Source organism: Pseudomonas sp. SK3(2021), assembly GCF_016772375.1.
Taxonomy (GTDB): Bacteria; Pseudomonadota; Gammaproteobacteria; order Pseudomonadales; family Pseudomonadaceae; genus Aquipseudomonas; species Aquipseudomonas chlororaphis_I.
Genome location: NZ_CP061943.1, coordinates 3,584,295 through 3,606,740, shown reverse-complemented (window position 1 = coordinate 3,606,740; position 22,446 = coordinate 3,584,295). Strand labels below are relative to the sequence as shown.

The 22,446-nt window shown below is 66.4% G+C and carries 16 protein-coding genes and 2 pseudogenes; all 18 read left to right on the top strand.

The window, feature by feature from the left end; translation table 11 throughout:
* Positions 1-33: 33 nt before the first annotated feature.
* Entirely contained in the window at positions 34-2,457 is a 2,424-nt protein-coding gene (locus tag IF690_RS15975) for a TonB-dependent receptor (RefSeq protein WP_202696425.1), read from the top strand.
* A 361-nt stretch (positions 2,458-2,818) separates the two neighbouring features.
* Positions 2,819-4,195 (top strand): diaminobutyrate--2-oxoglutarate transaminase, encoded by a 1,377-nt coding sequence (locus IF690_RS15970; protein WP_202696424.1) that lies wholly within the window; start codon positions 2,819-2,821, stop codon positions 4,193-4,195.
* Between the two features lie 220 nt (positions 4,196-4,415).
* Positions 4,416-6,215 carry an IucA/IucC family protein gene (locus IF690_RS15965; RefSeq protein WP_202696423.1) on the top strand — a complete coding sequence of 600 codons (1,800 nt, stop codon included), beginning with the start codon at positions 4,416-4,418 and terminating at the stop codon, positions 6,213-6,215.
* Entirely contained in the window at positions 6,208-7,428 is a 1,221-nt protein-coding gene (locus IF690_RS15960) for a type III PLP-dependent enzyme (RefSeq protein WP_202696422.1), read from the top strand. The genes IF690_RS15965 and IF690_RS15960 overlap by 8 nt, the downstream gene beginning before the upstream one ends.
* A complete protein-coding gene (locus IF690_RS15955) occupies positions 7,425-8,843 on the top strand; it encodes a DHA2 family efflux MFS transporter permease subunit (protein WP_202696421.1) in 1,419 nt (472 codons plus the stop codon). The genes IF690_RS15960 and IF690_RS15955 overlap by 4 nt, the downstream gene beginning before the upstream one ends.
* 18 nt (positions 8,844-8,861) lie before the next feature.
* On the top strand, positions 8,862-10,730 hold the full coding sequence (locus IF690_RS15950; RefSeq protein ID WP_202696420.1) for an IucA/IucC family protein: 1,869 nt from the start codon (positions 8,862-8,864) through the stop codon (positions 10,728-10,730).
* Positions 10,724-11,497: an HpcH/HpaI aldolase family protein gene (locus IF690_RS15945; protein ID WP_202696419.1), complete on the top strand. Its 774-nt coding sequence runs from the start codon at positions 10,724-10,726 to the stop codon at positions 11,495-11,497. Before IF690_RS15950 ends, IF690_RS15945 begins: the two co-directional genes overlap by 7 nt.
* A gap of 4 nt (positions 11,498-11,501) precedes the next feature.
* A complete protein-coding gene (locus tag IF690_RS15940) occupies positions 11,502-13,385 on the top strand; it encodes an IucA/IucC family protein (protein ID WP_202696418.1) in 1,884 nt (627 codons plus the stop codon).
* On the top strand, positions 13,378-14,268 hold the full coding sequence (locus tag IF690_RS15935) for an ABC transporter substrate-binding protein (RefSeq protein ID WP_202696417.1): 891 nt from the start codon (positions 13,378-13,380) through the stop codon (positions 14,266-14,268). The genes IF690_RS15940 and IF690_RS15935 overlap by 8 nt, the downstream gene beginning before the upstream one ends.
* The gene (locus tag IF690_RS15930) at positions 14,265-15,254 is read left to right on the top strand and encodes a FecCD family ABC transporter permease (RefSeq protein ID WP_202696416.1); all 990 of its coding nucleotides are present in this window, start codon (positions 14,265-14,267) and stop codon (positions 15,252-15,254) included. Before IF690_RS15935 ends, IF690_RS15930 begins: the two co-directional genes overlap by 4 nt.
* Positions 15,247-16,278 carry a FecCD family ABC transporter permease gene (locus IF690_RS15925; RefSeq protein WP_202696415.1) on the top strand — a complete coding sequence of 344 codons (1,032 nt, stop codon included), beginning with the start codon at positions 15,247-15,249 and terminating at the stop codon, positions 16,276-16,278. Before IF690_RS15930 ends, IF690_RS15925 begins: the two co-directional genes overlap by 8 nt.
* 10 nt (positions 16,279-16,288) lie before the next feature.
* On the top strand, positions 16,289-17,080 hold the full coding sequence (locus IF690_RS15920) for an ABC transporter ATP-binding protein (protein ID WP_202696414.1): 792 nt from the start codon (positions 16,289-16,291) through the stop codon (positions 17,078-17,080).
* Positions 17,077-17,856 carry an IucA/IucC family C-terminal-domain containing protein gene (locus IF690_RS15915; RefSeq protein WP_202696413.1) on the top strand — a complete coding sequence of 260 codons (780 nt, stop codon included), beginning with the start codon at positions 17,077-17,079 and terminating at the stop codon, positions 17,854-17,856. Before IF690_RS15920 ends, IF690_RS15915 begins: the two co-directional genes overlap by 4 nt.
* Positions 17,853-18,467 carry an RraA family protein gene (locus tag IF690_RS15910; RefSeq protein ID WP_202696412.1) on the top strand — a complete coding sequence of 205 codons (615 nt, stop codon included), beginning with the start codon at positions 17,853-17,855 and terminating at the stop codon, positions 18,465-18,467. The genes IF690_RS15915 and IF690_RS15910 overlap by 4 nt, the downstream gene beginning before the upstream one ends.
* A gap of 392 nt (positions 18,468-18,859) precedes the next feature.
* A complete protein-coding gene (gene nirB, locus IF690_RS15905; RefSeq protein ID WP_202696411.1) occupies positions 18,860-21,421 on the top strand; it encodes a nitrite reductase large subunit NirB in 2,562 nt (853 codons plus the stop codon).
* Entirely contained in the window at positions 21,421-21,810 is a 390-nt protein-coding gene (gene nirD / locus IF690_RS15900) for a nitrite reductase small subunit NirD (protein WP_202696410.1), read from the top strand. Before nirB ends, nirD begins: the two co-directional genes overlap by 1 nt.
* Positions 21,811-21,916: 106 nt before the next feature.
* Positions 21,917-22,061: pseudogene (locus IF690_RS29305) on the top strand (CBS domain-containing protein); the annotation flags it as partial.
* An 11-nt stretch (positions 22,062-22,072) separates the two neighbouring features.
* Positions 22,073-22,359: pseudogene (locus IF690_RS15890) on the top strand (IS66 family transposase); the annotation flags it as partial.
* Positions 22,360-22,446 lie beyond the last annotated feature (87 nt).

Below are 22,446 nucleotides of genomic sequence, written 5' to 3'. Positions count from 1 at the left end.
AGGTAAGTGAACAAAAAACGAGAGCTTCCTCCCATGCCCGCAGTATTGCCTTTCCGTTTGCGCCCGGTTTCGCCGGGCCTGCGTCCGTTGTTGCATTTGGGCCTCATGCTGACCCTCAGTTCCAGTCCGTTGCTGATCCAATCAAGCTGGGCGGCCGACGCCGCGCGGCGCAGCTACCAGGTGCCGGCCGGCCCGCTGAGCGCCGCGCTGACCCGTTTCGCCGGCCTGGCGGGGGTCGACCTGTCGGTGGACCCGCAGCTGGTCAGCGGGCGCAACAGCAGCGGCCTGTCCGGCGAGTACGGGGTGGAAGAGGGCTTTGCCCGCTTGCTGCAAGGTTCCGGCCTGCAACTGCAACCGGTGGGCGAGCAGGCTTATATCCTCACCCCGGCGCCGCAAGGCGGCAGCCTGCAACTGGCGCCGACCTCGATTCTCGGCGCCAGCGGCGCGACCGCCAGCGACGTCTTCGCCGGCGGCCAGGTGGCGCGCCGTGGCTCGCAAGGCCTGCTGGGCTCGAAAGACTTCATGGAAACGCCGTTCAGCATGACCACCTACACCAGCGAGGTGGTCAAGAACCAGCAGGCGCGGACCCTCGGCGACCTGATCGCCAGCGACCCTTCGGTACGCGCCACCAACCCGGCGGGCGGACGCTACGAGCAATTCACCATCCGCGGCTTCAGCCTGTTCAACAGCGATGTCGCCTACAACGGCCTGTACGGCGTGCTGCCGACCTACACCATCGACATGGAAATGGCCGACCGCGTGGACATCCTCAAGGGCCCGACCCAACTGATCAACGGCATCTCGCCGCGGGGCAGCGTCGGCGGCGGGATCAACGTGGTGCCCAAGCGCGCCACCGACAAGCCCATCACCGAATTCACCGGCAGCTACGCCTCCGACAGCCAGGTCGGCGGCGCGCTGGACATCGGCCGGCGCTTCGGCGAGGACGACAAGTTCGGCGTGCGCCTGAACGCGGTCAAGCAGTCCGGCGACACTAAGTGGGATCACCAGAGCGTCGACCGCGAGATGGCGGTGCTGGGCCTGGATTTTCGCGGCGAACGCCTGCGCCTGTCGACGGACATCGGCCACACCGAGCGCGATACCGACGCGCCCCAGGAGCGGGTGCAGATCGGTGCCAACGCCAAGGTGCCGGACGCCGACGATGTGCGGCACAACTATGCGCAGTCCTGGAGCAAGGCGCGCACCAAGGACACCTTCGGCACGGTCAACGCCGAATACGACGTCAATGATTCGATCATGCTGTACGGCGGCGTCGGCGCGCGCAAAAGCAACCACGACTTCCTGCGCCATGCGGTGTCGGTCACCAACGACGCCGGCGACTTCAGTGTCCAGCCCCGCGACTTCACCCGCGACGAAAACGTGCGCACCACCACGGCGGGCGTGCGCAGCTGGTTCCATACCGGCCCGGTGAGCCATGAGGTCAACCTGGCGGCCAGCTACTTCTACATGGATTTCGAAAACGGCGGCGCGCGCTATGCCGCGTCCCGCAGCAACCTCTACGACCCGCGGCCGACCCCGACCCCGTCGCGGCCGACGCGTTTGGACCCCAAGGTCTATACCGAGAACCGCTTCAGCGGCGTGGCGCTGTCCGACACCCTGGGCTTCTTCGATGACCGCCTGCTGCTGACCCTCGGCGCGCGCTGGCAGCGGGTCAAGGTCGACGACTGGAGCGACGGCGTCAAAGGCGACACCGCCTACGACGAAGAAAAGGTCTCGCCATCGGGTGGCCTGCTGTTCAAGGCCACCGATCAGTTGTCGCTGTACGTCAACTACATGGAAGGCCTGAGCCAGGGCAAGATCGCGCCGTCGACCTCGATCAACGAAGACGAAATCTTCCCGCCGTTCATCAGCCGCCAGGTCGAGGCCGGCGCCAAGTACGACGCCGGGGCGTTCGCCCTGACCGCCGCGGTGTTCCGCATCAAGCAGCCGGCCTACGAGACCAACGCCAGCACCCGGGTCTTCGGTCCGAACGGCAAGCGCCAGAACGACGGCGTCGAGTTGAGTGTGTTCGGCGAACCGCTCAAGGGCTTCCGCCTGCTGGGCGGGGTGATGTACATCGACAGCGAACTGAAGGACACCACCAATGGCACCTTCGACGGCAACCGCGCGCCGGCCACGCCGAAGTACAACGTCAACCTGGGCGCCGAATGGGATGTGCCGAAGGTCCAGGGCCTGACCCTGACCGCGCGCGGCATCTATTCCAGCTCGCAGTACCTGGACCAGGCCAACAGCAAGGAAATCGACTCCTGGGAGCGCTTCGACCTGGGCGCGCGCTACGCATTCAAGCTCGACGACAAGGACATCACCTTGCGCGCCAATGTCGAGAACGTGCTGGACAAGCGTTACTGGAGTTCGGCCGGAGCCTCGGACGACAGCGAGCCGGGCTTGACCCTGGCGACGCCACGGACCCTGTTGCTTTCGGCAACCGTGGGTTTTTAAGAAGCGATGCGGACAAGCGCCACAGGGAAGGGCGCAGCGCGTTGTTGATCGGCATGACCGGTCCCCCGGTCGAGGAAAGATGTATGCCCGTTATTACATGATGAAGTTGCCCACCTCTTGAATGAGGTGTTGGCCATTTAATGGCAACTAATGAAGTTGTCGGAAAGATGGCAGTAATATGGCGAACTCATGGCGTCGTTAATGACTTTTCCAGGTTTATCAACTTGGCTGTCGGTGTGCGCGCGATATTTAACTTATGTTCGGACAGGTTATGTAAATATTCCAAATAAGTTCGAATAAGCAGTTGCGCCTTTTTATTAATGATAATAATTTGCATGTCGAATTTAACGAGGGTGAACAGATGTTGAATGATGGCATATTGCGCACTAGTCCTCTGCAAAAGACCAATGCCGACTATCTGGCCCGGCAAGGCAAGTTCGAATCCAATGTGCGCAGTTATCCGCGCAAGTTGCCGCTGGCCATCGCCAAGGCGCATGGGGTCTGGGTCACCGACGTCGAAGGCAAGACCTACCTGGACTGCCTGGCCGGCGCCGGCACCCTGGCCCTGGGGCACAACCACCCGGCGATCATGGCCAGCCTCGACAGCTTCCTGGCCTCGGGCCTGCCCATGCACACCCTGGACCTGACCACCGTGGTCAAGGACGCCTTCAGCGAAACCCTGCTCAGCCTGTTGCCGGGCCAGGGGTGCGACTACTGCCTGCAATTCTGCGGGCCGTCCGGGGCGGACGCGGTGGAAGCGGCGCTGAAGCTGGCCAAGACCCACACCGGGCGGCACAACGTCATCAGCTTCTCCGGGGCCTACCACGGCATGACCCACGGCGCCCTGGCGCTGACCGGCAACACCGCGCCCAAGCACGCCATCGCCGGCCTGATGCCGGGAGTGCAGTTCATGCCGTACCCCCATGAGTACCGCTGCCCCCTGGGCATCGGCGGCGAAGCCGGGGTCGAGGCGCTGACCCATTACTTCACCCAGTTCATCGAGGATGTGGAAAGCGGCGTGTCCTTGCCGGCGGCGGTGATTCTCGAGGCCGTGCAGGGCGAGGGCGGGGTCAACTGCGCGCCGGCCAGCTGGTTGCGGGCGATCCGCGAAGTGACTTGCAAGCATGGCATCGTGCTGATCCTCGACGAAGTGCAGGCCGGTTTTGCCCGCACCGGCAAGATGTTCGCCTTCGAGCACGCCGGCATCGAGCCGGACATGATCGTCATGTCCAAGGCGGTGGGCGGCGGCCTGCCGATGGCGGTGCTGGGCATCAAGCGCGAGTTCGATGCCTGGGAGCCGGGCAACCACGCCGGCACCTTCCGCGGCAACCAGATGGCCATGGCCGCGGGCCTGGCGACCCTGCAGGTGCTGCGCGAGCAGAACATCGCAGCCCTGGCCGAGCGCCGCGGGCAGTGGCTCAAGGAGCAACTGACAGCCTTGCAGCAGCGCTATCCGGCCCTGGGCCAGGTGCGCGGGCGTGGCCTGATGCTGGGCATCGAGATTGTCGACGAGCGCCAGCCGGCCGACCGCCACGGGCATTTCCCGGCGGACCCGGCCCTGGCCGTGGCCATCCAGCAGCACTGCTTCAAGCAAGGCCTGCTGCTGGAGCGTGGCGGGCGCCGGGGCAATGTGATTCGCCTGTTGCCGCCGCTGGTCATCGACGACGAACAGTGCCAGCAGGTTATCCAGCGGTTTACCCGCGCGGTGGCGGACGCTTTATTGCAGACCCGTTCTTGAAGTGTTGTTCCGGGTATTAAGCGGATTCGCTGAAAGTGTGTCGTTTTTCACACTTTAAGTTTCTGCTCGAACAACTGACGGTCACGTTTTTTATTTGAAGGTGTCAGCGGACGATTTCGTTCGGCGGGTATCTGTCGGCTTTTCGGTGTGGCCGAAGAGCAACTAACTATTTGCCGTGACATTACGCAGCCAGTGACCGCACGGCTACATAGGAGCCCCTATGAATTATTCAGAATGCGATGTTTTATCAAAGCATGTGTTATCGAAGATGGTCAGTGAACTGGCGACCACGCGCGCTTTGCTCAATTGCCTGATCAAAGAGTTCGCCTTGCCGGAAAACTGCCTCAGTTACAGCTGGCCGACACAGATGCAAGGCATTGCCCCCGGCAGTTACCTGGACGGCCTGGAATGGAAGGGCATCCCGCTGACCATCGACCTGCCCAACCGGCAGCAGTTCTTCGTCATGGTCGATCGCCGCGACCTTCTGGGCAGCCACCGTTACCTGTCGGACGTGTATGCCCGGCGCGAGGGCGAGACCTGGCGCTGCCTGGCCTTTGCCGAGTTCGTCGAGCAACTGCTCGGCGCCTGTGAACACATGACCCGCGCCAGCAACGACGAGCTGCTGGACCAGGTCCTGCAAAGCCAGCTGCTGACCGCCGCCATCGTCGCCCACAACATGGACGGCCAGGGCCCGGCGCCGCTGAGCGGCTACCTGGCCAGCGAGCAGGGCCTGTGGTTCGGCCACCCCAACCACCCGGCGCCCAAGGCGCGGCTGTGGCCGGCGCACCTGGCCCAGGAAACCTACGCCCCGGAATTCCAGGCCGAGACCGCGTTGCACCTGTTCGAAGTGCCGCGCCAGGGCTTGCGCGTGACCGCCAACGGCCTCAGCGAGGAACAGGTGATGGCCGGTTTCGCCGACCAGCGCCGGGCGCGCCCGGGGCACGCGATGATCTGCATGCACCCGGTGCAGGCCGAGCTGTTCATGCAGGACCGCCGCGTGCAGCGCCTGCTGGCGCTGGGCGAAGTGGTCGACCACGGGCCGACTGGGTCGCTCGCCAGCCCGACGGCGTCGATGCGCACCTGGTACATCGAGGACCACGACTTTTTCATCAAGGGCTCGCTGAACGTGCGCATCACCAATTGCGTGCGCAAGAACGCCTGGTACGAGCTGGAAAGCACGCTGATCATCGACCAGCTGTTCCAGCGCCTGCAGCGGACCCAGGCCGAGACCCTCGGCGGGCTGTCGGCGGTGGCCGAGCCGGGTTCCATGAGCTGGGCCCCGGCCCAGGCCAGCGAAGTCGATGCCCATTGGTTCCGCGAACAGACCGGGGCGATCCTGCGGGAGAACTTCTGCCGCCGCGCCGGCGCCGAGCGCAGCGTGATGGCCGGCACCCTGTTCGCCCGCGACATCCATTCGCGGCCGCTGGTGCACGACTTCCTGCAAGGCTTCGACGCCCAGCCACTGGCGGACGAACAGCTGGTGGACTGGTTCGGCCGGTACCAGGCGCTGTTGCTGCGGCCGGTGCTGGCGCTGTTCTTCAACCACGGCGTGGTGATGGAGCCGCACCTGCAGAACAGCGTGCTGATCCACGACCGGGGCCAGCCGCAGCAGTTGCTGCTGCGGGACTTCGAGGGGGTCAAGCTCACCGACGAACTGGGCATGGCGCAGATCGAGGTCGGCCTGCACCCGCGGGTACGCCAGTCGCTGCTGTACTCCCGCGAGCAGGGCTGGAGCCGCATTACCTACTGCCTGCTGATCAACAACCTGTCGGAAGCGGTGCTGGCCCTGAGCTGGGAACGCCCGCACCTGGCGCCGCTGATGTGGCAGCGGGTCGAGCAGCAACTGCGGCGCATCCGCGACGAGCTGGTACGCCCGGCGCCGGAGCTGGACGCGCTGATCGCCGGCCAGCCGATCGCCTGCAAGACCAACCTCAAGGTGCGCCTGGCCGCCAAGGCCGACCGCCAGGCCGGCTACGTCAACCTGAGTTCGCCGTGGAGCGAGGAGGCCCGTTATGGCTGAGTTGTCCCAGGCGCTCCTGAACGCCATCGACCAGGCCCGGGCCGGCAGCGCCGACCCGCTGGCGGCCTTTATCTACGACCTGGACGCCTTGCAGGCCCATGTGCGCCAGGTGATGGCGGCGTTGCCGGCCGGGGTCGAGCTGTATTACGCGATCAAGGCCAACAGCGAGGCGCCGGTGCTGGCGGCGCTGGCCCCGCTGGTCACGGGCTTCGAGATTTCCTCGGGCGGCGAGATCGAGCGGGTGGTGGCCTGTCCGACCCGCAAGCCCTATGTGTTTTCCGGCCCCGGCAAGCTCGATTCCGACCTGCGCGCGGCCCTGGTCCATCAGGTGGAAGCGGTGCACCTGGAAAGCCTCAACGAGATCGAGCGCCTGCAACGCCTGGCCGTGGAAGCCGGGCGGGTGCAGCCGGTATTCATCCGCATCAACCCGCAGTTGCCGCAGAACCAGTCGAGCCGGCTGGCCATGGCCGGCACCGCCACGCCATTCGGCATCGACGAGGCGGAACTGGCCGAGGCCGTGCAGCGGGTCGACCGGGCCAGCCACCTGCGCCTCAAGGGTTTCCATGTGCACGCCATGTCCCACCAGCAGTCGGTGGCACGCCATGAGCAGTTGCTGGACTTCTATCTGCAACGCTGGCCGCTGTGGAAGGCCCTGGCGGCGCACCCCGAGCAGCTGACCCACCTGAATGTCGGCGGCGGCATCGGCGTCGATTACCTCAGTGGCCAACAGTTCGACTGGCAGCGCCTGTGCCGCTACCTGGAACGCCGGCTGGCGGAGCAGGGCGATCAGGCACCGATCCTGCGCTTCGAGCCCGGGCGCTTTATCAGCGCCTTCTGCGGTTACTACGTGATCGAGGTGCTGGACACCAAGACCAGCCATGGCGAGCACTTCCTGGTGTGCCGGGGCGGCACCCACCAGTTCCGCCTGCCGGCGGCGCAGAGCCACAACCACCCGCTGATTCACCTGCCGCGCACGCCGCAGCCGGCGCATACCGCGGAGCAGGCCTGGACCGTGGTCGGCCAGCTGTGCACGCCCAAGGATGTGCTGAGCCGGGCCCAGCCGCTCAAGGGCGTCGGCGTCGGCGACCTGCTGGTGCTGCCCATGGCCGGGGCCTATGGCTACAACATTTCCCACGCCGATTTCCTCTGTCATCCACGACCGGCGCAGCACTTCCTGCGCCAGGGCGAGTTGCTCGAAGGAGCGCTGCTGTGAGCTTCAACGCGCCGCGCGCTTGGGTGGTGGTCAACGTGCTGCTCGGCACTATGACCGTCAGCCTCAACAACAGCTCGCTGAACCCGGCGCTGCCGGCGTTCATGGAAGCGTTCGCCATCGGCCCGCTGATGGCCACCTGGATAGTCGCGGCCTTCATGACCAGCATGGGCATGACCATGCCGCTGACCAGCTTCCTCAGCCAGCGCCTGGGCCGGCGGCGCCTGTACCTGTGGGGCGTGGCGCTGTTCATCGGCGGTTCGCTGCTCGGTGCCCTGGCCGATTCGATTGCCCTGGTGATCGCCGCACGGGTGGTGCAGGGGATCGCCAGCGGCCTGATGATCCCGCTGTCCCTGGCGATCATCTTCTCGGTGTACGCCAAGGACGAGCGCGGCCGGGTCACCGGCCTGTGGGGCGCGGCGGTGATGCTCGCGCCGGCGGTGGGCCCGCTGTGCGGCAGCCTGCTGCTGGAGTGGTTCAGCTGGCGTTCGCTGTTTTTGATGAACGTGCCGATCGGTGTCGTCGCGCTGCTGATGGGCCTCGCGGTCTTGCCGGCGGCCGAGCCGGCCGAACGCAAGCCGTTCGACCTGGCCGGCTACCTGCTGATCGCCTCGGGCATCGGCCTGCTGATGATTGCCATCAGCCGCCTGCACCACGCCGCCGGGCTGCTGGATCCGATGAACCTGGGCATGCTGCTGGTGGCACTGCTGTGCCTGGTGAGCTTTGTCCGCCTGGAGCTGCGCCGCGAGGCGCCGCTGCTCAACCTGCGGATCTTCGCCCTGCGCGGTTATCGCCTGAGCGTGATCATTGCCGTGGTGCAGTCGGTGGGCATGTTCGAGTGCCTGGTGCTGCTGCCGTTGCTGGTGCAGACGGTGCTCGGCTACAGCGCCCTCTGGACCGGCCTGGCGCTGCTCTGCACGGCGGTGTTCGCCAGCCTGTTCGGGCGCATGGGCGGCAGCGCCCTGGATCGCCACGGGCCGCGCCTGGTGGTGTCCATCGGCCTGCTGCTGACCGGCCTGTCGACCCTGGCCCTGGGCCTGCTCCGGGCCGATGCGGCGATCGGCCTGGTGTTCGTGCTGATGATGCTGCGCGGCGCCGGCCTGGGCCTGTCCTACATGCCGGTGACCACCGCCGGGCTGAATGCCTTGCCCGAGCCGATGGTCACCCAGGGCGCGGCGATGAACAACATCTCGCGGCGCCTGGTGTCGTCCCTGGCCATCGTCATCGCCTCGCTGTGGCTGGAGTTGCGCCTCGTCGACGGCGGCGTGCAGGCCCAGCAGGCGGGCATGTCCGCCGCCATCAGCGAGGTATTCGTGGTCACCGGCCTGCTGATCCTGCTGGCACTGCCCTGTGCCTGGCGTTTTCCCCTTTCCGACGAGACCGCCGAGGCAGTGCCCGGCGCGCTCGAACACCGTTAACCCTTCTTTGCACAAGGTATGAACATGGCGACTGCAATCTCGACAACCTCAAGCCAGCCTTCCGGCCCCGGCGCCTGGCTGGCCAGGGTGGATGGGCGTATCGACGAAAAAGTGCAGCGGCGGGTGGTCGGCCAGCTGTTGCAGACCCTGCTGTACGAAGGCGTGCTGGCGTTCGACAGCCAGCCGCTGGACGGCGGCCAGCGGCGTTTCGTGGTACTCGGCGTCGATGGCCGCCAGGAGCGGGTGGAATACCACTGCAACGGCCTGCTCAGCGCCAGCTTCGATTTGATCCGCCTCGATTGCGCCAGCCTGGAACGCTTCGACAGCCGCGGCCAGCGCAGCGTGCCGGACCTGCACCAGGCCCTGGCCGAACTGCTCGGCGACTACCAGGACAGCCCGCACCTGGGGCGCTTCATCCAGGAGCTGGAGCAGACCCAGCTCAAGGACCTGCAAGCCCGCAGCCAGGGCTACCAGGCCGAAAAGCCGGCCCACCAGCTGGACGTGGACGCCCTGGAGCAGCACTTCATGGACGCCCACAGCTACCACCCGTGCTACAAGTCGCGCATCGGTTTTTCCCTGGCGGACAACCAGGCCTATGGCCCGGAGTTCGCCACGCCGATCGCCGTGGTGTGGCTGGCGGTCGCGCGCAACCGGGCCTCGCTCAAGCATTCGCAAAAGCTCGATTTCCCGGCCTTTATCCGCCAGGAGCTGGGCGCCGAGCGCTGGCAGCAGGTCGAGCGACAACTGGCCAGCCAGGGCAGGGCGCTGGACGACTACCAGCTGCTGCCGGTGCACCCGTGGCAGTGGGAAAGTGTGATTGTCTCGACCTTCTACCCGGAGTTGCTCAGCGGCGAGCTGATCTACCTCGGCACCTCGGACGACCAGTACAAGGCCCAGCAGTCGATCCGCACCCTGGCCAACGCCACGGCCAGGCAGCGGCCCTACGTCAAGCTGGCCATGAGCATGACCAACACTTCCAGCACGCGCATCCTGGCCCGGCACACGGTGCTGAACGGGCCGATCATCACCGACTGGCTGCAACAGCTGATCGCCAGCGACAGCACCGCGCGCCAGCTGGATTTCGTGATCCTCGGCGAAGTGGCCGGGGTCAGCTTCGACTACCAGCACCTCCCTGAGTCCCGCGGGCCCCAGGCCTACGGCACCCTGGGGGCGATCTGGCGCGAAAGCATCCATCAGTACCTGAAGGCCGACGAGCAGGCGGTGCCGTTCAACGGCCTGAGCCATGTGGAGAACCGCTACGGCAGCGGGCCGCAGCAGCCGTTCATCGATGCCTGGATCCGCCAGTACGGCTTGCAGGCCTGGACCCGCCAGCTGCTGCAGGTGACGGTGCCGCCGATCATCCACATGCTCTATGCCGAAGGCATCGGCATGGAGTCCCACGGCCAGAACATCGTGCTGATCGTCAAGCAGGGCTGGCCGCAGCGCATCGCCCTCAAGGACTTCCACGACGGCGTGCGTTACTCGCCGGCGCACCTGGCGCGCCCCGAGCTGTGCCCGCAGCTGGTGCCGCTGCCGGCCAGCCACGCCAAGCTCAACCGCAACTCCTTCATCCTCACCGATGACGTCAACGCGGTGCGCGATTTCTCCTGCGACTGTTTCTTCTTCATCTGCCTGGCGGAGATGGCGATCTTCCTGCGCCAGCACTACCAGCTCGACGAAGGCCAGTTCTGGCGGATGACCGCCGAGGTGATACTCGACTACCAGAACGCCCATCCCCAGCACCGCGACCGTTTCGGCCTGTTCGACGTGTTCGCGCCGAGCTACGAGGTGGAAGAGCTGACCAAGCGCCGCCTGCTGGGCGACGCTGAGCGGCGCTTCAAGTCGGTGCCCAATCCACTTTATGCCTACAGGCCGCAAGCATGCTGAGAAGCAACCAGCTGAAACGCAAACTGGCGGCCGGGCAGGCGGTGTACGGGCTGATCAGCTCGATCCCGGCGCCGGCGGCCATCGAGCTGATCGCCGAGGCCGGGTTCGACTTCGTGATCATCGACATGGAGCACGTGCTGATCAATCCGGAAACCGTCGAGCACATGATCCGCACGGCCGAAGCCTACGAGCTGACGCCGCTGGTGCGGGTCGCCGACCTCAATCCCAAGACCCTGCTGCGCCTGCTCGACGGCGGTGCCCAGGGCATCGTGCTGCCGATGATCGAATCCGCCGAGCAGTTGCAGGCGGCGATCGCCGCCTGCAAATACCACCCGCTGGGCCAGCGCAGCCTCAACGCCGGGCGCCCCGGCAGTTTCGGCAAGCACAGCCTGGCGCAGTACGTGGGGCAGGCCAACGAACAGATCATGCTGGTGGCGATGATCGAAAGCGCCGCCGGTGTGCGCAATGCCGCGCAGATCGCCGCGGTGCCGGGCCTGGACATGATCCTCGAAGGCGCGGCCGACCTTTCGCAATCCCTCGGCATGCCCTGGCAGATCGACCAGCCGGCGGTCCAGCAGGCCCTGCTCGATGCCTGGCAGGCGGCGGACCATGCCGGCGTGCCGTACTGCGCCATTCCCCGGCAGGCCGGCGACCTGGCTCGCTGGCGCGAACGCGGGGTCCGGGCCTTTGTCCTCGGCGACGAACGCGGCATCGCCTTTCGTGCTCTCCAGGCCAGGTTGGCCACCCTTTCTCTAGAAGGAAACTGATCCGATGAACTTCACAACCATGGCCGCCGAACGGGTGATGCAGGACCTGATCGATTGCCTGCTGGCCGAAGACTTCTTTGGCCGTGAACCCTTGCCGCTGCTGACGGCCAGCCAATGGCGCCAGGCCCATCCTGAAGCGCCGGCCCTTGAAGCAGCAACCCTTGAAGGCACTGATGCCCGGCAGCGAGTCTGGGAATGGTGCTGCGACGCCCAGGAACAGCGCTTCATCAGCATCGCCCTGCGCCCGGGCATCACCCAGCAGTGGGAAAAGGTCCCGGGCACGCCGGTGTTGGCCCGCCAGGAGCAGCGCTGGACCGCCTTGGGCCCGGTGGACTTCATGCGCCGGGTGTTCACTGGCATGGGCCCGCGTTTCCAGGACAACGAGAAGGGCCTGACGCTGTTCCTCGAAGTGCTGCATATCAGCGTCTGGCAGACCGCCTTGTCCCTGGAGCACCGGGTCGACCACCAGGACCTGATGGCTCAGGACGGCGCCACCTTCTTGCGCACCATGGAGCAGTGGGCCTCGCTGCGCGATCGCCCGTACCACCCGCTGGCCAAGGCCAAGCAAGGCTTGCTGCAGGCCGAATACCAGCAGTACCAGGCCGAGTTCGCCCAGCCGGTGGCGCTGAACTGGGTGGCGGTGCGCAAGGACCTGCTGCAAGGCGGCGAGGGCGTGACCGACCTGGAGCAGGTCTACCCGGCGCGCTACCTGTTGCCCGAAGCCTTGCAGGCACGCCTGGCCGGCGAACTGCGCGAGCGCGGCATCGGTGACAGCCACGTAGCCTTGCCGGTGCACCCGTGGCAGTTCGAGCATGTGTTGCCGGCGCAACTGGGCGATGCCTTTGCCCGTGGCGACTGCCAGCGCCTGGACTTCAGCGAAGCCACGGTGTTCGCTACGTCGTCGCTGCGCTCGATGACGCCGTGCTTTGCCAGCGCCGACTACCTGAAGCTGCCCATGGCCATCTATTCCCTGGGCGCCTCGCGTTACCTGCCGGCGGTGAAGATGATCAACGGCGGCCTCAGCGAGGCGCTGCTGCATCAGGTGCGGCGCCTCGACCCGGTGCTGGAGCAGAGCCTGCACCTGTGCGACGAGAGCAAGTGGTGGGCCTTCATGCCGCCCCAGGCGACCCTGTTCGACGAGGCGCCGCGGCACCTGTCGGCGATGGTTCGCAGTTATCCGCAAGCCTTGCTCGACGACCCGGACTGCCGCCTGCTGCCGATGGCCGCCCTGGGCACGCCATTGCCCGGCAGCAACCGGCACTTCTTCGATGAGTGGCTGCAGTACCGCGAACTGCCGGCGACCCAGGCTTCGGTGCTGACCCTGTTCAGCGAGCTGTGCCAGCGCTTCTTCGACGTCAACCTGCGGATGTTCCGCCTCGGCATGCTCGGCGAGGTGCACGGGCAGAATGCGGTGCTGGTGTGGAAGGCCGGCCAGGCCCAGGGCCTGCTGCTGCGCGACCACGACTCGCTGCGCATCTTCGTGCCGTGGCTTGCGCGCAACGGCATGGCCGACCCGCAGTACCGGATCAAGAAAGGCCACGCCAACACCCTGTATCACCAGCGTCCCGAAGACCTGTTGTTCTGGCTGCAGACCCTGGCGATCCAGGTCAACCTGCGGGCGATCATCGACACCCTGGCCCAGGTCTATACGCTGCCGGCCAGCGAGCTGTGGAGCACCTTGCGCCAGGTATTGGACGGGCTGCTGCAGAGCATCGAGTTCGACGACGAGGCGCGGGCGATGATCAGGCACCAGCTGTTCGAAGCGCCGCGCTGGCCGCAGAAGCTGCTGCTGACGCCGATGATCGAACGCGCCGGCGGCCCGGGCAGCATGCCATTCGGCAAGGGCGAAGTGGTCAACCCGTTCCAGCGGCTGGCCGCCGATGCCTGACCCGTTGCTCGATCCTTGCAGGCGCACCATGTTGCGCCTGTCCCTGGGGCTGCTGGCGTTGCCACGGATCGCCCGCGCCGAGCCGCTGCGCCTGGTCACCCTGTTCCAGGGCGCCACCGACAGCGCCGTGGCGCTGGGCGTGACGCCCTGCGGCGTGGTGGAGTCGTCGAGCGAGAAACCGACCTTCCGTTATTTGCGCCCGGCATTGGCGAATGTCCCCCACGTTGGCCTGGAAACCCAGCCCAGCCTGGAGGACATCGTGCTGCTGGAACCGGACGTGATCGTCGCCTCGCGCTTTCGCCACCAGCGCATCGCGCCGCTGCTCGAACGCATGGGCACGGTGCTGATGCTCGAGGAAGTCTTCGAGTTCAAGCGCACCCTGGCGCTGATGGGCGCGGCCCTGCACCGGCAACGGCAGGCCAGCAGCCTGCTGGGGCAATGGCAGCAGCGGGTGGCGCGCTTGCGCGAGCAGTTGCAGGCAAATTTCGCCGGGCGCTGGCCGCCCACGGTGTCGGTGCTGGATGTGCGTGAAGACCATGTCCGCAGTTACCTGCCGAGCAGTTTCGCCGGCTCGGTGCTGACGGAGCTGGGCTTCGCCTGGAACCCGGTCGCCCGCGAGTCCCGCGGCACCTATATCAAGCTCACCAGCAAGGAGAACTTGCCCGTGGTCGATGCCGACCTGTTTTTTGTATTCCAGCGAGACAGCCAGGCGGTGCGGCACAACTATGAACGGCTGGTGCATTACCCGTTCTGGCAACAGTTGCGCGCCGTGCAACAGCAGCAGGTGTGGCGGGTCGATGGCATCGCCTGGAGCTTTTCCGGAGGGATCCTCGGCGCCAACCTGATGCTCGACGACATTGCCCGCCTGGTGGCGCCTTCATGAGCCGTGGCCTGAAACTCGGCCTGGCGTGTGTCGCCCTGCTGCTGTGCGCCGGCTTGAGCCTGGCGGCGGGGGCGACCTGGATCGAACCGTCGCAATTACTCAAGGGCCTGCTGCAACCGGACAGCCTGAGCGCCGGCCAGCAGTTGATCTTCAGCAGTCGCTTGGCGCGCACCCTGATGGCCGTCGCCGTGGGCGCCAGCCTGGCGGTGGCGGGGGCGCTGATGCAGGCGCTGACCCGCAACCCGCTGGCATCACCGGGGCTGTTCGGGGTGAATGCCGGGGCGACCTTCGCGATCATCCTCTGCTCGTCGCTGTTTGCCCTGTCGTCCATGAGCCAGTGGCTGTGGTGCGCCTTTATCGGCGCCGCGCTGGCCGGCAGCCTGGTGTGGCTGATCGGCAATCGCGGGCAGGGCAGCCTCAACCCGCTGCGCATCGTCCTCGCCGGGGCGGCGATCACCGCGTTGTTTTCCGCCTTCAGCCAGGCGTTGCTGGTGGTCAACGAGGAGGGGCTGGACACCGTGCTGTTCTGGCTCGCCGGGTCGTTGTCCGAGCGCGACCTGGCGCTGGCCGCGCCGCTGCTGGTGGGCGTCTTGCTGGCCTTGCTGGGGGCGTTGCTGCTGGCCGGGCAGGTCAATGTGCTCAACGCCGGCGAAGCCATCGCCATCGGCCTCGGGCAGCGCACCGGGTTGATCCGCTGGCTGATGAGCGTGCTGATCATCGGCCTGGCGGGCAGTGCCGTGGCGCTGGCGGGCAGCATCGGTTTCATCGGCCTGTTGGTGCCGCACATGGTGCGCAAGGGGCTGTCGATCGACCACCGCTGGTTGCTGCCGGGTTGCGCGGTGCTGGGGGCGATCCTCCTGCTGCTGGCCGATACCCTGGGGCGCCTGGTGATCCTGCCGCAGGAGGTGCCGGTGGGGGTGATGACCGCCTTGTTCGGCGCACCGTTCTTTATTTTCCTGGCGCGCCGTGGAGGTCGTTATGAGTAAGACCCTGACCCTGCGCACCGCCGGTTTCTCGCGGCGCATCGACCTGGCGACCCTGTGGCGGTTGTTGCTGGCTGTGCTGGCGACGGCGCTGGTGATGCTCGGCGCCTTGTCCCTGGGCAAGCTCAAGCTGTCGCCGCTGACCGTGCTGGAACTGCTGTGGCACGGCGGCGACGAGCGCCTGCTGTTCATCGTCGAGCAACTGCGCCTGCCGCGCCTGCTGCTGGCGGCCCTGGTCGGCGCGGCGCTGGCGGTGTCCGGCCTGATTTTGCAGAGCATCATCCGCAACCCGCTGGCGTCCCCCGATCTGCTGGGCATCACCAGCGGTGCCAGTGCCGCGGCGGTGCTGTACCTGTCGTTCTTTTCCCTGCTGCTGGGCCCGCAGTTCTTGCCACTGGCGGCGATGCTCGGCGCCGGGCTGGCGGCCCTGGCCATTTACCTGCTGGCCTGGAAGCAGGGCACCTCGCCGCTGCGCCTGGTGCTGATCGGCGTCGGCGTGTCGGCGCTGCTGGCGGCGGTGACCACCTTTGTCCTGGTGTTCAGCCCGCTGACCACCACCTTGTCGGCTTATGTCTGGCTCACCGGCAGCGTCTACGGCGCCAGTTGGCCGGAGCCGCGGGCCCTGGGCGGCTGGCTGCTGGCGATCCTGCCGCTGCTGGTGTGGCTGGCGCGCCAGGTGCGGGTGCAACAACTGGACGATGCCTTGGCCCAGGGCATCGGGGTGCGGGTACAGTGGCTGCGCGCCGGCCTGTTGCTGGTAAGCGTGGCCCTGGCCGGGGCGGCGGTGGCCTGGGGCGGGGCGATTGCCTTTGTCGGGCTGATCGCGCCGCATATCACCAAGCGCCTGGTGGCCCCGGGTTTCGCCGGGCAGGCGCTGATGGCGGCGCTGGTCGGCGCCAACCTGGTGATGCTCGCCGACCTGATCGGGCGCACCCTGTTCCTGCCCCTGGATCTGCCGGCGGGGATCTTTGTCGCGGTGCTGGGCACGCCGTTCTTTCTTTATCTTTTGATCAACCAGCGGCACTAAGGAATTCCCGATGTCCTCGATGGCAACCCAGCAACTGACCCTGGGCTATCAGCGCCAGGTGATTATCGACGGGCTGGACCTGCAACTGCCGGCGGGCCAGGTGTCGGTGCTGATCGGCAGCAACGGCTGCGGCAAGAGCACCCTGCTCAAGTCCCTGGCGCGGCTGCTCAAGCCCCGGCAGGGCTCAGTGATCCTCAATGGCGAGGATATCCAGCGCAAATCCACCGCGGCGGTGGCGCGGGAACTGGCGATCCTGCCGCAGATGCCCAGCGCCCCCGAAGGCATCACCGTGCGCCAGCTGGTGGCCCTGGGGCGTTATCCCTACCAGAACTGGATGCAGCAATGGTCGGCCCAGGATGAAGCCATGGTCGAGCGTGCCCTGTTGCAAACCGGCGTGCAGGCCCTGGCGGAGCGGCCGGTGGACGCCTTGTCCGGCGGCCAGCGCCAGCGGGTATGGATCGCCATGACCCTGGCCCAGGACACCGAGATCGTGCTGCTCGACGAGCCCACCACCTTTCTCGACCTGGCGCACCAGATCGAGGTGCTGGACCTGTTGCGCGAGCTCAATCGCCAGGAGAACAAGACCATCGTCATGGTCCTGCACGACCTCAACCTGGCCTGCCGCTACGCCGACCATATGGTGGCGGTGCACCAGCGCACCGCGTTCGCCCAGGGCCGGCCTGAGCAGATCCTGACCGAGGAACTGGTCAAGCAGGTGTTCGACCTCAATTGCCGGATCATCCCCGATCCGTTCTTCGGCACGCCGTTGTGCATTCCCTTTGGCCGGGAACTGCCGCAATGAGCCTGCAAGCCGCCTTCAAGGCGCAAGACTGGAGCGTGCTAAGCGGAGCGCTGCGGCTGAAACCCATGGCGCAATGTGACCGGCAGCGCTCCCTGAGCGCCCGGGCCTTGCTTGACGATGAAACCTGTATCGCGCTGCTCGACCAGCTGGGGCCGGTGATCGGTTCGCCGACCCGGGCGATCACCGCCTCGTTGCTGGCCAAGCGTTTTTCCTTCCTCGCCACCGGCGCCTGCCTGTACGCCATGTCGGTGTGCGACCAGGGCCTGCTGCTGTCCCTGGACGATTGCGTGATCGAGTACGGCCACGACGACGGCCTCTGGACTTCGTCGATGCCGCTGCCGGACCGGGCTCCGCAGGTTTATGCCGCGGGTGAGCGCGATGCCTGGCGCGCGTCCATCGTCGAGTCGTTGTTCGCCGGAGTGCTGGCGCCGCTGTGGCAGACCTTCAACCGGGTCAGCGGCATTTCCCGGCGCATCCTCTGGGAAAACACCGCGGTGCGGGTCTATTCGCTGTACGAAAAACGCATGAGCAAGGTCGAGGACCCGCTGATCCGTCTGCGTCATGAGGCTGACTTCGATTGGCTGCTGCAGGAGGCCGGGCCGTCGCTGTTCGGCCTGGACTACAACCCGCTGCGGCACTTCCGCCGCCCGCCGACGCCGCTGGAGGAGGGCAAGAGCATCCGCTTTCGCCGCACCTGCTGCTTCTATTACGAGGCCACCGAGCCCGCCGAATACTGCTCGACCTGCCCGCTGCTGCGCCCGAGGAAATGCCGATGATCGCTCCGCGCCAACAACACGCCAGCGCTGCCTTGCTCGAGCATTACCGCGGTATCGCGCCCTCGACCCTCGGCCACTTTGGCGACGAGGGTTACCTGCGCGGTATCCGCCCGCTGTTCGATGGCCTGCGCATGCTCGGCAATGTGGTCACGGTCAAGGTCTTCGCCCCGGATGGCGCCATCCTGCGCGACGCGCTGCTGCTCAGCGAACCGGGGGACGTGCTGGTGATCCAGTGCCTGGGCGATGAGGAGTGCGCCTGCTGGGGCGAACTGCGGACCCTGGCCGGGCTGATCAAGGGCCTGGCCGGGGTGGTGGTGGAGGGCGCGGTCACCGATGTTGCCGCCTTGCGCGGGCATCGCCTGCCGGTGTTCAGCCGTGGCGTCAGCGCCTACACCACCCGTGGCATCGGCCAGCACGGCGAGGTCAACCAACCGATCGCGGTGGCCGGGGTGCGGGTCAACCCGGGGGATATCGCCATCGGCGACGATGACGGGGTGTTCATCCTCGACGGGCAGCGGGCCGAGGCGCTGTTGCCGCAGTTGTTGGCGAAGGAAGAACAGGACCGCGAGCGGCGCGCGGCGTTCTTGCAGCGTCTGGCTTCTATTGGCTGAGTTGGGGCGCGGCGGTGGATTTGCACTTTTATAAGGCGTCGCCGACCCGGTCTTGCACCAGGCTAAAGCGATTCCTGGCCCAGGATAGACTCTCCGGGAGCCTTGCAGAATTACCGCGCAAGCCCGCCAGCACGGCCTTTCAAGGCGTGCGGCGCAGCCTGGCACAAAGGCTGCAAGACAGCCGATAACGCCCCACCGCGCCTATCGCGGGCGGGCCGCCCCATCGGTCAACGCGGATCGATCGGCCAACCGGCCATGGGCACTCGGTGAATCAGGCAGAGCAGCCCGATCGCACACCGCAAATAACAGGCAAAGGCGCCTGGAACCCTGAGGTTCCAGGCGCTTTTTTTTGCTTTAAAAAAACCGTGATTGGCTTGGGTCGGGTGCTATTTATGAATGCCATTGTTGCCCCTTTGAACACACACAAAACCCTGATCGTGATCGGCAACGGCATGGTCGGGCATCATTGCGTCGAACAGCTGGTGGCGCGCGGCGCCCTCGAGCAGTACCGCCTGCACGTCTTCAGCGAAGAGCCGATACGCGCTTACGACCGGGTGCACCTGTCCGAGTATTTCACCGGTCGCGACGCCGAATCCCTGGCCCTGGGCGATGCCGCGCTGTACCAGACCCCGGGCCTGAGCCTGCACCTGGGCGTGCCGGTGCTGCGCATCGACCGCGCCAACCGCCAGGTGTTCACCGCCGCCGGCCCGCTGCACTACGACAAGCTGGTGCTGGCCACCGGCTCCTATCCCTTCGTGCCGCCGATCGAGGGCGCCGAGGGCGACTCGCGCCTGGTCTATCGCACCCTGGACGACCTCGACGCCATCCGCGTTGCGGCCGCCAATGCCCGGCGCGGTGTGGTGGTGGGCGGCGGGCTGCTCGGCCTGGAGGCGGCCAACGCCTTGAAGAGCCTGGGCCTGGAAGCCCATGTGGTGGAGTTCGCCCCACGGCTGATGCCGGTGCAGCTGGACGAGCAGGGCGGTCGTGCGTTGAAGGCGCGGATCGAAGCCCTGGGCGTCGGCGTGCATCTGGGCAAGGGCACCCAGTCGATCAGCGCCGGCGAGCAGTACCGCTACCGGATGAACTTCGCCGGCGACGACTTCCTCGAAACCGACCTGATCGTGTTCTCCGCGGGCATTCGCGCCCAGGACGCCCTGGCCCGCGACTGCGCCCTGGAGATCGGCCCGCGCGGCGGCGTGGTGGTGGACAACCAGTGCCTGAGTGGCGACCCGCACATCTACGCGATCGGCGAGTGCGCCAGCTGGAACGGCAGCCTCTTCGGCCTAGTGGCCCCGGGTTACCAGATGGCCCGCAGCGTCGCCGCGCAACTGTGCGGCGAGCCTGGCGAACCTTTCATGGGCGCGGACATGTCGACCAAGCTCAAGCTGCTGGGGGTCGATGTCGGTTCCATCGGCGACGCCCAGGGCCTGACCCCGGGCGCGCGCAGCTACCAGTTCATCGACGAAGCCACCGCCAGCTACCGGCGCCTGGTGGTGGATGCCAGCGGCAAGCAGGTGCTCGGCGCCGTGCTGGTGGGCGACAACAGCTACTACGACACCTTGCTGCAATACCTGCAGAACGGCATCGCCTTGCCCGCGGAACCGGCCGGCCTGATCCTGCCGTCCAGCGCCGGCGCGCCGACCCTCGGCCCGGGCGCCTTGCCCGAGTCGGCCACGGTCTGCTCCTGCCACAACGTGACCAAGGGCGCGATCTGCTCGGCCATCGACGGCGGCTGTTCCGAGCTCGGCCAGCTCAAGGCGCAGACCAAGGCCTGCACCGGTTGTGGTGGCTGCGCCGGCTTGCTCAAGCAGGTGTTCGAGCACGAGCTGATCGCCCGCGGCGTCAGTGTCGACAAGAGCCTGTGCGAACACTTCGCCTACACCCGCCAGGAGCTGTATGCGCTGGTGCGGGTCGAGGGCATCCTCAGTTTCGACGAGATGCTCGCCAGGCACGGTCGTGGCCATGTCGGCTGCGATATCTGCAAGCCGGCAATCGGCTCGATCCTCGCCTCGTGCTGGAACCAGCCGATCATGGACCGCTCCCTGGTGCCGCTGCAGGACACCAACGACACCTTCATGGCCAACATGCAGAAGAACGGCACCTACTCGGTGGTGCCGCGGATCGCCGGTGGCGAGATCACCGCCGACAAGCTGATCGTGATCGGCCAGGTGGCGAAGAAATACGAGCTCTACACCAAGATCACCGGCGGCCAGCGCATCGATCTGTTCGGCGCCCAGCTGCACCAGTTGCCGGACATCTGGGCCGAGCTGATCGCCGCCGGTTTCGAGACCGGGCATGCCTACGGCAAGTCGACCCGCACCGTGAAGTCCTGCGTCGGCAGTACCTGGTGCCGCTACGGCGTGCAGGACAGCGTGCGCATGGCCCTGGAGATCGAGGGCCGCTACAAGGGCCTGCGTTCGCCGCACAAGCTGAAGTTCGCGGTGTCCGGCTGCACCCGCGAATGCGCCGAGGCGCAGAGCAAGGACGTCGGCGTGATCGCCACCGAGAAGGGCTGGAACCTGTACGTCTGCGGCAACGGCGGCATGCGTCCGCGCCATGCCGAACTGTTCGCCACCGACCTCGACGACCAGACGCTGATCCGCTACATCGACCGCTTCCTGATGTTCTACATCCGCACCGCCGACCGCCTGCAACGCACCTCGGTGTGGCGCGAGAGCCTGGAAGGCGGCCTGGATTACCTCAAGGCGGTGGTGATCGACGACAGCCTGGGGCTGGGCGCCGAGCTGGAAGCGCAGATGCAGCTGGTGGTAGACCGCTACGAATGCGAGTGGGCCAACGCCCTCAAGGACCCGGAAAAACTCAAGCGCTTCCGCACCTTCGTCAACGACCAGCGCCCGGACCCGGACATTCACTTTGTCGAGGAACGCGGCCAGCGCCGGCCGATCATGGCCGCCGAACTCAACCTGATCCCCGTCACCGAGGAGGTGCTCTGATGAGCCTGTCGCCAAGCCTGCAAGCTATCGAAAGTGGAGCCGCCGAGCAGCCCGGCATGCAGTGGCAGGCGGTGTGCAGCCGCCAGGACCTGGTCAGCCACAGCGGCGTGGTGGTCTGGCACGACGGCGCCCAGGTGGCGCTGATCTACCTGCCGGACGCCGCACAGCAGACCCTCTACGCCATCGACAACCATGATCCGCAGTCCGGCGCCAACGTGATCGGCCGCGGCCTGGTGGGCTGCATCAAGGATGAACTGGTGATTGCTTCGCCCTTGTACAAGCAGCACTTCCGCCTGGCCGACGGCACCTGCCTGGAATACCCGGAGCAGCGCCTGCGCACATGGCCGGCGCGGCTGCGCGGCGACGTGGTGGAAATCGGCGTGCGCTAAACCGCGCGCGCCTTATTCAATCCACGATTCAACCTATATGCATGCCTGACTCCGCGCCTTCCGGCGCGGGGCCGGAATCCCCGTTGCCCAAGTATCGGAGACGCCCATGAAAACCGCTGCTCAGTTGCTCAAGTTGAAGGCCGTGGAAAACCGCCAGGTGCACAGCATCGGCCCGGACCAGAGGGTGCTCGAAGCGCTACAGATGATGGCGCAGAAAAATGTCGGCGCGCTGCCGGTGATGGAAGCGGGGCAGCAGGTCGTCCACGCCACCAGCCAGTTCTCCGACGTGGCGGCAGTGGTTTATGACTTCAGTCCCAGCCGCGCCGGAGAGCCGCTCGCAACTTTCTACAAGACTGGAGGGGCAAGCTGGTCTGCGATGACTTTGGGGGTTACAAGGCCAGGGGGGGTTACAAGGCCAGCTTCGAGCTCGGCGTGATCGAGATCGGCTGCATGGCCCATGCCCGACGCAAGTTCTTCGAACTGCATGCGACCAACAAGAGCCAGCTCGCCGAGCAGGCCTTGCGGTACATCCAGTTGCTGTACGAAATCAGTCGTGGCGGAAAAATCTGGTGCTTCAGGTACATGGGGCAGTTGCCCGGATTTATGCCCTGGCCAACAATTGCCGTCGACGCGAAA